Source organism: Leisingera sp. G5_S3_59_S7 (genome assembly GCF_054968485.1).
On record NZ_JBQKUH010000053.1, the window covers coordinates 16109 to 30054 of the forward strand.

General features: G+C 62.5%; 10 protein-coding genes. 7 read left to right on the plus strand and 3 right to left on the minus strand.

Annotated elements, in window-relative coordinates:
• Positions 1–301 precede the first annotated feature (301 nt).
• Complete coding sequence (gene dnaE, locus ACTRWG_RS18345; RefSeq protein ID WP_462829762.1) at positions 302–3814, plus strand: DNA polymerase III subunit alpha; 3513 nt, start codon at positions 302–304, stop codon at positions 3812–3814.
• A 172-nt stretch (positions 3815–3986) separates the two neighbouring features.
• Positions 3987–5168, plus strand: coding sequence for a sensor histidine kinase (locus tag ACTRWG_RS18350; protein WP_161631085.1), 1182 nt, complete (start codon positions 3987–3989; stop codon positions 5166–5168).
• 99 nt (positions 5169–5267) lie between these two features.
• On the opposite strand, the gene ACTRWG_RS18355 is transcribed toward ACTRWG_RS18350, so the two are convergent.
• Positions 5268–5462 carry a SlyX family protein gene (locus ACTRWG_RS18355; protein ID WP_027234992.1) on the minus strand — a complete coding sequence of 65 codons (195 nt, stop codon included), beginning with the start codon at positions 5460–5462 and terminating at the stop codon, positions 5268–5270.
• A gap of 228 nt (positions 5463–5690) precedes the next feature.
• On the opposite strand from ACTRWG_RS18355, the gene hisS reads away from it, so the two are divergent.
• The 4 genes from hisS to ACTRWG_RS18375 all read left to right on the plus strand — a co-directional run bounded on the left by hisS (position 5691) and on the right by ACTRWG_RS18375 (position 9824).
• A complete protein-coding gene (gene hisS / locus ACTRWG_RS18360) occupies positions 5691–7217 on the plus strand; it encodes a histidine--tRNA ligase (RefSeq protein ID WP_027234991.1) in 1527 nt (508 codons plus the stop codon).
• A gap of 2 nt (positions 7218–7219) precedes the next feature.
• Entirely contained in the window at positions 7220–8308 is a 1089-nt protein-coding gene (locus ACTRWG_RS18365; protein ID WP_027234990.1) for an ATP phosphoribosyltransferase regulatory subunit, read from the plus strand.
• Complete coding sequence (gene hisG, locus ACTRWG_RS18370; RefSeq protein ID WP_027234989.1) at positions 8305–9003, plus strand: ATP phosphoribosyltransferase; 699 nt, start codon at positions 8305–8307, stop codon at positions 9001–9003. Before ACTRWG_RS18365 ends, hisG begins: the two co-directional genes overlap by 4 nt.
• 143 nt (positions 9004–9146) lie before the next feature.
• Positions 9147–9824, plus strand: coding sequence for a type 1 glutamine amidotransferase domain-containing protein (locus tag ACTRWG_RS18375; RefSeq protein ID WP_027234988.1), 678 nt, complete (start codon positions 9147–9149; stop codon positions 9822–9824).
• A gap of 69 nt (positions 9825–9893) precedes the next feature.
• On the opposite strand, the gene ACTRWG_RS18380 is transcribed toward ACTRWG_RS18375, so the two are convergent.
• The gene (locus ACTRWG_RS18380) at positions 9894–10325 is read right to left on the minus strand and encodes a DUF1489 family protein (protein WP_027234987.1); all 432 of its coding nucleotides are present in this window, start codon (positions 10323–10325) and stop codon (positions 9894–9896) included.
• 197 nt (positions 10326–10522) lie between these two features.
• On the opposite strand from ACTRWG_RS18380, the gene ACTRWG_RS18385 reads away from it, so the two are divergent.
• Entirely contained in the window at positions 10523–12820 is a 2298-nt protein-coding gene (locus ACTRWG_RS18385; protein ID WP_027234986.1) for an adenosylcobalamin-dependent ribonucleoside-diphosphate reductase, read from the plus strand.
• A gap of 391 nt (positions 12821–13211) precedes the next feature.
• Here ACTRWG_RS18385 and ACTRWG_RS18390 read toward each other — a convergent pair whose 3' ends face one another.
• Entirely contained in the window at positions 13212–13715 is a 504-nt protein-coding gene (locus tag ACTRWG_RS18390; protein WP_036797184.1) for an antitoxin Xre/MbcA/ParS toxin-binding domain-containing protein, read from the minus strand.
• Between the last annotated feature and the right edge of the window lie 231 nt (positions 13716–13946).

The window sequence follows — 13946 nt, forward strand, 5'->3', positions numbered from 1 at the left end:
CGTAGAAGGAGAGGCGGGCTGTTTTTTGCTTGCTGATACCAGCCTAGGGAGCATCCCCTTGTCAAAGCAAGGAAAACCGCCGCTGCGGTGCAGTATTTTGCGGCGCAAGAAAATTGCGGCAATTAGGGTTATGTTGTTATTTTTTATGCTTTTTAGCTGTACCTTTACGGGCGGCCCGGCTGCGGTGCGAAACAGCTTCAAAAAAATCCTGAAAATGCCTGTGGTTCGTTCCGCTATTCCGGGAGGCAGGCCGTGCAGTTCACTCTTTCACCCCGTTGCGGCAATACGGTAGCGTGGCGGCATGACAAGCTCTCCCCGATTCATTCATCTGCGCACCCATACCGAATACTCGCTGCTGGAAGGCGCCCTGCGGCTGAAAAAGCTGCCGGACCTGTGCAAGAAGCACGGTATGCCCGCGATTGCGGTGACCGATACCAACAACCTGTTCTCGGCGCTGGAATTTTCCGTGTCAGCGAGCGGCGCCGGGGTGCAGCCGATCATCGGCTGCCAGGTGGATCTGCGGTTCACCGAACCGGCGCCCGGCGAGCGGCCCAAGCCGCCCGCACCGCTGGTGCTGCTGGCCCAGAGCGAGGCGGGATATGAGCATCTGATGAAGCTGAACTCCTGCCTGTACCTGCGGCAGGGGGGCGAGCTGCCGCATGTGACGCTGGAGGAGCTTGAGGCGAACTCCGGCGGTGTGATCTGCCTCAGCGGCGGGCCGGACGGGCCGGTGGGGCGGCTTTTGCAGATGGGCCAGCGCCCGGCGGCGGAAGCGCTGATGCAGCAGCTCAAGGCGATTTTCCCGGATAGGCTCTATGTCGAGCTGCAGCGCCACCCAGGCGAGCACGGCCAGCCGGAGTCGGAGAAGCAGACCGAGCGTGGCCATGTGGAGATGGCCTATGCCATGGACCTGCCGCTGGTTGCGACGAATGACGTCTATTTCCCGAACACGGAGATGTATGAAGCGCACGACGCGATGATCTGTATCGCCGAGGGCGCCTATGTCGATCAGGCCGAGCCGCGCCGCCGCCTGACCGCGCAGCATTACTTCAAGAGCCAGGAGGAGATGGTTGCGCTGTTTGCCGACCTGCCCGAGGCGGTTGAAAACACGGTGGAGATCGCCAAGCGCTGCGCCTTCATGGCCTATAGGCGCGACCCGATCCTGCCGAAGTTCGCCGACGACGAGGTGGCCGAGCTGCGCCGCATCGCTAACGAGGGCTTGCAGAAACGCCTGGCGGTGATCCCGCACGCGGTGAGCGTCGAGGAATACCAGGAGCGGCTCGATTTCGAGCTGGGCATCATTGAGGGCATGGGGTTTCCCGGTTACTTCCTGATCGTTGCCGACTTCATCCAATGGGCCAAGGATCACGATATTCCGGTGGGGCCGGGGCGGGGCTCCGGTGCGGGCTCTTTGGTGGCCTATGCGCTGACGATTACCGACCTTGACCCGCTGCGGTATTCACTGCTGTTCGAACGCTTCCTGAACCCGGAACGGGTGTCGATGCCTGACTTCGACATCGACTTCTGCATGGACCGCCGGGAAGAGGTGATCAAATACGTGCAGGAGAAATACGGCCGCGACAAGGTGGGGCAGATCATCACCTTTGGCGCGCTTCTGTCCAAGGCGGCGGTGCGCGATATGGGGCGGGTCTTGCAGATGCCCTATGGCCAGGTGGACCGGCTGTCCAAGCTGATCCCGGTCGAGGGCGTGAAGCCGATGTCCATCGCCGACGCGCTGAAGGAAGAGCCGCGGCTGAGCGAGGAGGCGCGGAACGAGCCGGTGGTGGACCGTCTGCTGACCTATGGGCAGCAGGTGGAAGGCCTGTTGCGGTCCGCCGGTACCCACGCAGCGGGTGTGGTGATTGGTGATAGGCCGCTGGACGCGCTGGTGCCGCTTTACCGCGATCCGCGCTCCGACATGCCGGCAACCCAGTTCAACATGAAATGGGTGGAGCAGGCGGGGCTGGTGAAGTTCGACTTCCTCGGCCTGAAAACCCTGACCGTCATTCAGAACGCGATGGACCTGATTTTCCAATCGGGCCGCGACCTGCATATCGCCGCCGATGGCACCCAGCTCTATGACCCGCCCGAGGGCGCGGAGAACCAGATCAACGCCATCCCGCTGGACGACAAGGTCACCTATGACCTTTATTCACGCGCCAAGACGGTCGCCGTGTTCCAGGTGGAATCCACCGGCATGATGGATGCGCTGAAGCGCATGAAGCCTACTTGTATCGAGGACATCGTGGCGCTGGTGGCGCTGTACCGCCCGGGTCCGATGGAGAACATCCCGGTCTACTGCGAGGTGAAGAACGGCCAGCGCGAGATCACCTCGGTCCACCCGCTGATCGACCATATCCTGGAGGAAACCCAGGGCATCATCGTTTATCAGGAGCAGGTGATGCAAATCGCCCAGGTGATGGCGAACTATACGCTTGGCGGCGCCGACCTGTTGCGCCGGGCGATGGGTAAGAAGATCAAGGAGGCGATGGACGCCGAACGCCCGAAGTTCGAAAAGGGCGCGGCGGAGAACGGGGTCGACAAGAAGAAGGCGTCTGAGGTCTTCGACCTTCTGGAGAAATTCGCCAACTACGGCTTCAACAAGTCGCACGCGGCGGCCTATGCGGTGGTGTCGTATCAGACCGGCTGGCTGAAGGCGAACCACCCGGTGGAGTTCATGGCGGGCGTCATGAACTGCGATATCCATCTGACCGACAAGCTGGCGATCTACTTCGAGGAAGTGAAGAAGGGGCTGGGGCTGAAATTTGTGCCGCCTTGCGTCAACCGCTCGCTGGCGACGTTCAACGTGGTCAACGGTGAGCTGGTCTATGCGCTGGGCGCGCTGAAGAACGTCGGTCTGGACGTGATGCGGCTGGTTGCCGAGGCGCGCAACGAGGACGGGCGGGAAAAACCCTTTGTCAATGTCTTCGACTTTGCCCGCCGGGTGAACCTGAAAAAGGTCGGCAAGCGGCCCTTGGAAATGCTGGCGCGGGCGGGGGCCTTCGACCAGCTGGACTCCAACCGCCGCAGGGTGTTTGAAAGCCTGGGTGCGCTGGTCGATTACTCCGCCGCCGTGCATGATCAGCGCAACTCCAGCCAGGTGTCGCTGTTCGGCGAGGCGGGCGAGGACCTGCCGGAGCCGCGGCTGCCCAATGTGCCGGACTGGCTGCCCGCCGAGCGGTTGAGCGAGGAGTTCAAGGCGATCGGCTTTTACCTGTCGGGACATCCGCTGGACGACTACATGCCGGCGCTGAAACGCAAGGATGTGATGACGCTGGACGAAGTGACCGCCAAGGCCGAGCGCGGCCCGTTTATGGCCAAGATGGCCGGTGTGGTGGCCGGGCGGCAGGAGCGCAAGTCGGCGCGCGGCAACCGCTTTGCCTTTGCCCAGCTGTCGGACCCTTCCGGCGCTTTTGAAGTCACGCTGTTTTCCGAGGTGCTGGAGAAGTCCCGCGAGTTTCTGGAGACCGGCGCCAAGGTGGTGATCACCGCCGAGGCGACGATGGAGAGCGACCAGCTGAAGCTGCTGGTGCGCTCAGTCGGGCCGGTGGACAGCGCGATTGCCGATGCCGGCCGCAGCTCCCTGCGGGTGTACTTGAGCGATGCGGCTGCCGTGGGCACCGTGGCGCAGGTGCTGGAGGACGCCAAGGCAGCGGCCCGCAATGCCGCCCGCGGCGAGGTCTATATGTACCTGCAGGACCCCGGCCTGCCCGGCGATGTGGAGATGGATCTGGGCCAACCGTTTCCGATCAACCCGCAGATCAAGGGCGCGCTGAAATCGCTGGACGGGGTGATGGATGTGGAGGAGATTTGAGGGCGGGGTATCACTCTGTCTGACCGCGGTGGAGCGCCCCAGCCTGCGGTGCGATTTGCCTTGTGGAATTCAAATAACAAAGTATCACGGTCTGACCGCAATAAACGCATAAATGGTTCCGGCCGACATCGGTTCCCCTGCAGGACTGGAGATTGCCGCGTTGCAGACGTTGTTGGATTTCACGCAATATATGCCGCACGGCATGTGCCTGCTTTGGGAACCTTGGCTGCTGATCCTCTGGGCCGGGTCGGATATGCTGATTTTCCTTGCGTATTTCGCCATTCCGCTGGCCCTGCTCAAAGTTCTTCGGCAGCGCACCGATCTGAAGCACCGCGGGCTGGTCTGGCTTTTCGCCTCCTTCATCCTGCTTTGCGGCCTGACACATGCGCTGTCCATTGTGACGCTGTGGTGGCCGATTTATCCGGTGCATGGCTTTGTCAAGCTCGCCACGGCGCTGGTATCGGCATCCACCGCGGTGGTGCTGTTCAAGCTGATTCCGGTCCTCGTCGCGATACCGAGCCGCCGCGAGCTGGAACTTGCCAACAGCAAGCTGTTGGACGAAGTGGCTGCACATGAGGCGACCCTTAACGTCCTGCGGCAGGCCCGGCATGAGCTTGAAGTTCAGGTCGAAGAAAGAACGGCCGAGCTCAGGAACGTCAACGCGAAGCTTGCCGTGACGGCGCGGGAAGCTGTCCACCGGAGCCACAACATGATTGCTGTGGTCTCCTCGATGGCACGGCAGAGCGCCCGCGGCGTGTCGGACGTGAGCCAATTCATTGATACCTTCACGGGGCGGCTCAATGCGCTTGCCTCTGCAACACAGACTGTCATGAAAGAGCCGACCGGCGCGTCGGCTGATCTGGCTGACATTGTGCGGTCACAGCTGGAGCCGGTGCTGCTGACCTTCGGCGACAGGATGTCGGTTGAAGGCCCCGAAGTGGCCACAGGCCAGGAGGCGGCGCAGCAGATCAGCCTGGCGCTGCACGAATTGGCAACCAATGCGCAAAAGTACGGCTCCTTGAACGCCGAAGACGCACGTATCCGCGTTTCATGGTCGCTCAGCGGAGACAGCGCCGGTGAGAAACGGCTGCAGCTGCGCTGGGAGGAAGACGTGCCCCGGCTGCCGGAGGAGGCTCTGGACGGGGCCGGCACCGGGCGGACCGGATTTGGCACCCGTCTCCTGACGCAGATTGTCCCGTCAATGCTGCAGGGAACGGCCCGCCGGACGGTGGACGGCGAAAAGCTTGTCTATGAGCTGGACGTTCCGCTTGCTGCCCTTGCCGAGGCTGAGGGGCAGGCCGAACATGTGAAACTTGCGTCGCGCATCGTGGGGCAGGACTTTGGTTTTGCGTAGGCCGCAAAGCTGCGCAGCACCTGCCGACCGGTAGCCGCGCCTGAGCCGGGCTAGTGCAGGGGGCGCGTCCTGCCGACGGCGTCGCGACCCTGAGCTGCCTCAGTAATGCGGCGGGCGTTCGTCGCCGAAGACCACGCCGCCGGTGCCGTCCTGCTCGCGGGTGGCTTCGCGCTGCATCAGCATCGCAACGCGGCGGGTCAGCACGTCGATCTCCTTCTGCTGGCGGGCGATCACGTCGCTCATTTCCTCCACGCTGCGGGTCAGATGGGCGATTTGCTCTTCCAGATGCTGCATGAGGTGTCTCCTTAGGTCTGATGGGGCTCTTAAAGGAGCAACGTTCAAATGCAAAGTCCCGCCCGGACGTGAGGCCGGGCCGCGCCAGTCCGCCCCCACGGGGCGGCACAGCCCCTATGCCTTAATAATGAGCTGCGGAACTGCCTCCGCCGCCTTCGTCTTGCTGTTGCGGCCTGCTTCCGCTAGACCGCCGGGCGAGTGAAACCGCTACCCGTGAGGAGGCCTGATATGGCCAAAGTGAAGAAACAGCCCCGCCCCAAGGCGCAGACGCCGAAGGGGTTCCGTGACTATTTCGGTGCGGAGGTGACCCAGCGCAGCGAGATGCTGCGGGCCATCGCGGGTGTGTATCATCATTACGGGTTTGAAGCGCTGGAGTCCTCGGCGGTGGAAACCGTTGAGGCGCTGGGCAAATTCCTGCCGGACGTGGACCGTCCGAACGAGGGTGTTTTTGCCTGGCAGGAGACCGAGGACGAAGGAAACGGCGACTGGATGGCGCTGCGCTATGACCTGACGGCGCCTTTGGCGCGTGTTTATGCCCAGCACCGCAACGACCTGCCGACGCCTTACCGCCGCTATGCGATGGGGCCGGTCTGGCGCAATGAAAAGCCTGGGCCGGGCCGCTTCCGCCAGTTCTATCAGTGCGATGCGGATACCGTGGGCAGCGCCTCTATGGCCGCTGACGCCGAGATCTGCGCGATGCTGTCCGACACGCTGGAAACCGTCGGCATTCCGCGCGGCGATTACCTGGTGCGGGTCAACAACCGCAAGGTTCTGAACGGCGTGCTGGAGGCTGCAGAGGCTGCAATGCCTCGGCCAGAAGGCGAGGCTCCAGGTCATTGGGACGATCTTGGAGAGTGGCGCGCCAACATTTTGAGAACTATTGATAAGTTTGATAAGGTCGGCATTGAAGGCGTTATAGAGTTGCTGGGAGAAGGGCGGGAGGATGCCTCTGGTGCGTTCATCGAAGGCGTTGGTCTTACTGAACACGCAATAGAACCCATTGTCTCATTCCTTTTGGCGAAGGGCGCGACAGACAAAGACACTTTGGGCAATCTTGAAGCTGCCATTGGTTCGTCAGAAATCGGTGCCCAGGGGATTAAGGAGCTTGGAGAGATTGCTGAGCTGCTTTCTGCGCAGGGGTATGGAGCTGACCGAATTGTGATCGACCCATCTGTGGTGCGCGGTCTTGGCTACTACACTGGTACTGTGTTCGAGGCAGAGCTGACCTTTGAGATCCTGGATGAAAAGGGCCGCAAGCGGCAGTTCGGTTCGGTCTCGGGCGGCGGGCGCTATGACGGTCTGGTCAAACGCTTCACCGGGCAGGAAGTGCCTGCGGTGGGGGTCTCGGTTGGTGTCGACAGGCTGTTGGCGGCGCTGCACGCCAAGGGGCGGCTGACGGCGGAGGCCACCGGACCGGTGGTCGTCACCGTGATGGACCGTGACCGGATGGCGGATTACCAGGCGATGGTGGCGGAGCTGCGCAATGCGGGGATCCGGGCCGAGGTTTACCTGGGCAATCCCAAGAACTTCGGCAACCAGCTGAAATATGCGGACAAGCGGAACTCCCCGGTCGCCGTGATCGAAGGCGGTGATGAGAAGGCCAATGGCGTTGTGCAGATCAAGGACCTGATCCTGGGCGCCAAGATCGCCGAAAGCGCCACCTTGGAAGAATGGAAGGAACGCCCGAGCCAGTTTGAAGTGCCGCGCACGGAGCTGGTTGCCAAGGTGCGTGAAATCCTGGACGGGCAGGGCTGATCATGGCGGTTCGTTCTGACATTCAGGCGCGCGCAGCGCAGCTGCGGGTCCGCTTCGAGGCCGCTGGCGCGCAGGTGGTGGATACGCCGCTGCTGCAGCCGGCCGGCACATTGCTGGATCTTTACGGCGAGGACATCCGGGCGCGCGCCTATGTGACTTCGGACGCGCTGCGCGGCGAGCAGATGCTGCGCCCGGATTTCACCGTGCCGGTGGTAGAAGCGCATATGCGCCACGGTGCCGAGCCTGCGCGCTATACCTATTCGGGCGAGGTTTTCCGCCGTCAGGAGCATTTTCCGGACCGGCCCAACGAATACCTGCAGGTCGGTTATGAGGTGTTTGAGCGCAACGATGCGGCGGCTGCGGATGCGGAGGTGTTTTCACTGTTTGCGCTGCAGGTGCGCGGGTTGCCCTTGCGGGCGGCAACCGGTGACATCGGCATTCTGATGGCCGCTGTGCAGGGGCTGAACACCACGGAGAAACGCAAGGCGGCGCTGATGCGCCACATCTGGCGGCCGCGCCGGTTCCGCTCCTTGCTGGACCGTTTTGCGGGCCGCGCCCCGGTGCCGGAAAGCCGCAAAAAGCTGCTGGAGACCGAGGGCGATCTGACCGGTTCGGCTGTGGAGCTGGGCAAGCGCCGCGCGGCCGAAGTTCAGGCGCGGGTCGATGCGCTGCGCGAGGATGCCAAGGCGCCGCCGATTGCTGAGCATGAGCTGCTGGCGCTGGAGGCGCTGATGGCGGTGCGGGAGACGGTGCCCTTTGCCACCGAGCAGATGCGCGACATTGCCGTGGACCTGCCGCAGATCAATGCGGCGCTGGACCGGCTGGACGGGCGCACCGCGGCGATGAAGGCGCGCGGGGTGGATGTGGAGAACCTCGATTTCGAGGCCTCTTACGGGCGCACCTCGATGGAATATTACGACGGTTTTGTCTTTGGCTTCTATGCCGAGGCGCGGCCTGATCTGCCGCCGGTGGCCAGCGGCGGGCGCTATGACGCGCTGACCCGGCAGCTGGGCGGCGGCGAGGAGATCCCGGCAGTGGGCGGCGTGCTGCGCCCGGACCTGATGCTGCAGCTGGAGGAGGCACGCGCATGACCTTGAAGCTGGGGGTGCCGTCCAAGGGGCGGCTGATGGAAAAAACCTTTGACTGGTTCGCCAAGCGCGGCGTGACCTTGTCGCGGACCGGATCCGACCGGGAGTACGCCGGCGCTGTCGAGGGTGTGTCGAATATGGAGCTGGTGCTGCTGTCGGCGGGCGAGATCCCGCGCGAGCTGGCGGCGGGGCGCATTCACCTGGGCGTCACCGGCACCGATCTGGTGCAGGAGAAGCTGCCGCGGTTCGAGCAGCAGGTGGAGAGCCTGGCGGAGCTGGGGTTCGGCCACGCCGACCTGGTGCTGGCAGTGCCGCAGTTCTGGATCGACGTGGATACGCTGGATGACCTTGATGCGGTGGCTTCGGCCTTCCGCACCCAGCATGGCCACCGGCTGCGGATTGCCACCAAGTACCACCGGCTGGTGCGGGAATTCCTGACCGATGCCGGGGTTGCGGATTACAAGCTGGTGGACAGCCAGGGCGCGACCGAAGGCACGGTGAAGAATGAAACCGCCGAGATGGTGGCAGATATCACATCCACCGGCGAAACCCTGCGGGCCAACCACCTGAAGCTCTTGAGCGACGGGCTGGTGCTGAAGTCGCAGGCAACCCTGTGGCGCAGCCGGGTGGCGAAATACGCGGCCGAGGACAAGGCGGCGCTGAATACGCTGCTGGATTTCCTGGAAAAGCGCGTCTGAGCGCGGCGGCCGTGTCTTCACGGCCGGTGCCGCACGCTCAAGAAACCGTGATCACCGCGTGATGCCTTTCTCCGGCGCCCGGGTTTAAATCCGCGGCGCCGGCCTTAGCTGGGGTGGGTACACTCCAACTGAAAGGACAGGCTATGAAGATTCTAATGGTTTTGACGTCGCACGATCAGCTGGGGGACACCGGGGAAAAAACCGGGTTCTGGCTGGAGGAATTCGCCGCGCCTTATTACGTGCTGCGCGATGCCGGCGCCGAGATCACTCTGGCCTCGCCCGAGGGCGGCCAGCCGCCGCTGGACCCGAAGTCGGACTCTGAGGACGCCCAGACCGATGCCACCCGCCGGTTCAAGCAGGATGATGCCGCCCAGCAGGCGCTGGCCAATACGGTGAAACTGTCCGGCGTCGAAGCGGACGAGTTTGATGCGGTCTTTTATCCCGGCGGCCACGGCCCGCTGTGGGATCTGGCCGAGAGTGCGGACAGCCGTAAGCTGCTGGAAAGCTTTGCCGCCGCAGACCGGCCGATCGGGGCCGTCTGCCACGCGCCGGGGGTTTTCCGCCACGTGAAGAGCAGCGATGGCGCGCCGCTGGTCAAGGGCCGCCGCGTGACCGGCTTTACCAATGGCGAGGAAGAGGGCGTGGGCCTGACCGATGTGGTGCCCTTCCTGGTCGAGGACATGCTGAAGGACAAAGGCGCCGACTACCGCAAGGGCGATGACTGGGCCTCTTACGTCGAGGTCGACGGCAAGCTGGTCACCGGCCAGAACCCGGCGTCGTCGGAAGCCGCTGCAAAAGAGCTGCTGGCACTGCTGAAATAATCTGACAGTGCAGGCGGGGCAGGCGGGGCAGGCGGGTTGCCGCCTGCCCAGGCCGCCGCAGCGGCCGGATCAGATCACGCCAATCTCGGCCAGCGCCTGCGACAGCTCCGGCGGCAGCGGCTCTTCCTGGCTTTTGCCTGCGGGCAGGTCGGCGGGCGATTCTTCGGGCTTCAGGTAGCGCCAGCCCTGAAACGGGCGTTTTTGCGCCGTGTGAGTGCGGTGCAGTTCCGGGTCAAGCACGATAGCGCAGCGGCGGATGCCGTCCTCGCCCGTCACCTCATCCAGCCGCAGAATGCGCTGGCGGCATTGGATCAGCCCCTTGATCACCCAGTAAATCGAACCGCCGTTGAGGATTTCGGCCTCGCGCTTGGGCCACATGCGGGTGACATGGCGGGGCAGGCCGCCGGGCAAATCCTTGCGGCGCATCGCTTGCCAGGCCATCAGGCTTTCGACGCTTTCGGTGCCCACCGAAAGCTTCACAAGATTCACGCGTTTATCCACAGGTTCCCCACAGAGTCGTCCAGAGTTCTGACAGTATATAGTAGTTTACTGATCGCTGCCTTCAAGGTATTGTGTTCCTCCACGCTTTTGCTGCAAGAAAGCATTAACAATATGCGGATTCGCCGCCGGGGGTAATTTCCCGCGCCGGAGCCGCTTTTTCCGACGCTTAGACGCCACACGACTCAAAGGACCGACACATGAGCCGCTTTGCCGCCCCCATTGCCGAGCAGATCTGGGATATGAAATACCGTTTCAAGCAGGCCGATGGCGCGCCGATCGACGTGACCGTCGAGGATACCTGGCGGCGGATTGCGCGGGATCTGGCGCGGGCGGAAAAAGAGCCGGAAGCGTGGGAAGAGAAGTTTTTCGGCGCGCTGGAAGACTTCAAATACCTGCCGGCGGGCCGGATCACCGCAGGCGCCGGCACCGCGCGCCAGGTGACCTTGTTCAACTGCTTTGTGATGGGCACCATCCCGGACAGCATGTCGGGCATCTTCGACATGCTGAAAGAGGCAGCGCTGACGATGCAGCAGGGCGGCGGCATCGGCTATGACTTCTCGACCATCCGGCCGCGCGGCGCCGATGTGAAGGGCGTGGCGGCGGATGCCTCCGGCCCGCTGTCGTTCATGGATGTGTGGGACGCGATGTGCCGCACCATCATGTCGGCCGGCAGCCGCCGCGGCGCGATGATGGCGACCATGCGCTGCGACCACCCGGATATCGAGCAGTTCATTACCGCCAAATCCGACCCGGCGCGCCTGCGCATGTTCAACATGTCGGTGCTGGTCACCGATGCCTTCATGGAAGCGGTGAAGGCAGATGGCTCCTGGGAGCTGGTGTTCGACGGCAAGGTCTATCACACGGTCGAAGCACGCGATCTGTGGAACAAGATCATGCAGGCGACTTATGATTACGCCGAGCCGGGCGTGATCTTCATCGACCGCATCAACAAGGCCAACAACCTCAACTACATCGAGAACATCTGCGCCACCAACCCCTGCGGCGAGCAGCCGCTGCCGCCCTACGGTGCCTGCCTGCTGGGCTCGATCAACATGGCGCGGCTGGTAGCTAATCCGTTTGAGAAAGACGCGCACCTGGACCAGGAGATGATGCAGGAGCTGGTCGCCACCGCCGTGCGGATGATGGACAATGTGGTGGACGTCTCCAAGTTCCCGCTGGACGCGCAAGCGGAAGAGGCCAAGAACAAGCGCCGGATCGGCCTGGGCGTCACCGGCCTGGCGGATGCGCTCTTGATGCTGGGTCTGGAGTATGGCTCCGACGAAGCGGCGCGTCAGACCGACCGCTGGCTGCACGCAATTGCCCGCGCCGCGTATCTGGCGTCGGTGGAATTGGCCAAGGAAAAGGGCGCGTTCCCGCTGTTCGACGCGGAGGCCTATTTGAACTCCGGCAACATGCTGAACATGGACGAGGACGTGCGCGATGCCATCCGCGAGCACGGCATCCGCAATGCGCTGCTGACCTCGATTGCGCCGACCGGCACCATTTCCCTTTACGCGGGCAACGTGTCCTCGGGCATTGAGCCGGTGTTTGCCTATGCTTATACCCGCAAGGTGCTGCAGAAGGACGGCAGCCGCACCGAGGAGGAAGTGGTCGATTACGCGGTGCAGATGTACCGCGAGAAGTTCGGCGCCGGCGCGAAGCTGCCCGATTACTTCGTCAACGCCCAGACGCTGAGCCCCGCGGCCCACGTCAAGATGCAGGCGGCGGCGCAGAAATGGATCGACTCGTCGATCTCCAAGACCATCAACTGCCCGGAAGACATTTCCTTTGACGACTTCAAGGATGTCTACATGCAAGCCTGGGATCAGGGCTGCAAGGGCTGTACCACCTACCGCCCGAACGACGTGACCGGATCGGTCCTGTCGGTGAGCGAAAGTGCCGACACCGCGCCGGGCGAGACCGCCAAGGCGCCGCATGAAAGCGACGTGGACGAGAACGGGGCCGAGGTCGTCTATATGTCCGAGCCGCTGGACCGTCCGCAGTCGCTGGAGGGCCATACCTACAAGCTGAAATGGCCGGATTCCGAGCACGCGATCTACCTGACCATCAACGATATCATCATCAACGGCCACCGCCGCCCGTTCGAGGTGTTCATCAACTCCAAGAATATGGAGCACTACGCCTGGACCCTGGCGCTGACCCGGATGATTTCGGCAGTGTTCCGACGCGGCGGCGACGTGTCGTTCGTGGTTGAGGAGCTGAAAGCGGTATTCGACCCGCGCGGCGGCGCCTGGGTGCAGGGCAAATACATCCCCTCGATCCTGGCGGCGATCGGCGGTGTGATCGAGACCCACATGATCAAGACCGGCTTCCTGGAAGGCGAGGGCATGGGGCTGAAATCCGACCCGCAGGCGCAGGTGGTGAACCTGAACGCACCGCGCGGCAAGGCGTGCCCCAGTTGCGGCCAGTTCGACATGCAAATGGTCGAAGGCTGCATGACCTGCCGCAGCTGCGGCCATTCGAAGTGCGGGTGAAGGCCGGGCAGTTATAGAGTCAGAGAAGGCAAATGAATGCGCAAACGAAAGCAAAAGTCTGCGCAAGGGGTGTCAAGGGGGTAAATGAATGCCCTTTCGGCCCTCAGCTCTGGCCACCTTTTTGAACTTATTGAGCTGGCGGAGCATTGCTCCGCCAGCTCTTTGTTTCTCGGCTGGGCCGTGTTCCACCCCCAAAACAAAGGGCATTTCGGAACTTTTTGTCCGCGTTGAGGGCGACAGGCGTCGGTTGACGCAAGCGCAGGCTGAACCTGCGTGTCTCGATCGGAAGCTAGCCTTCACTGAAGCGATTGAGGTGGCAGACGTCCGTCATTGAGCATGAGCGGCGCACCACGTTTATGATCAAGGCGACAGAACGAACGGCAAGATGGGATTAAGAGTAAACCCCATAGTCCATTCTGGCGATGTGGTCTTCAATTGCTTTGGTTCCAGCAGCTGTCCCCAGAAGGTCGATGGGCCTTCGCCGGTCGAGACCGAATGCAGGTTCCAGAAGCCACGCCTTTGCCAGCTTCTGGTCTCCCAAAACGTCCGAAGCCTTGGAAAGGATGTCGGCAAAGCGCCAGATCCGGCTGCCAAGTTCCATTGAAAGCGTCTTTCTTTGGGCTCCCGGTTTCCGCCGCATAAGCTTGCGATGACTGAGCCCCACAGCCTTGTGAAGTGCGTCACCTGTCGTAAGCACCTGCACCCCGTCTATCAAAAATAAGAGAGCCTGAAGCGGTAGCCCATCTGCGATCAGGTCGTGCGCCTCCAATGAGGTGCGGACTGGACGTTTAATGACCTTGCTTTCGCCAAGCAGATTGCAGACGCGCATAACGTCATTCTGACCCTCCGCCGGACCCTGAGCATCCGCTTTGCGATTTATGCCGGTTGTGGCCATTCAATGCCTCCCTACACGTCGTGCTTGCCAATAATGACAAGTTTGTCAGTAGGCTTTCAATCGGGACGCCAAGATGCAGCCATTGCCCAGCCTTTTGGAAGCCACTCAGGCACATGTATTTTGGGCTTGGCCGATACTGGGTCTACTTTCACGAAAAGCCGTAGGCAGATTGTTCCTAAGCTAGCTAGGCGGATTGCGGTCATTTCTCGGGCGTTGACCGAGCGACGGCTA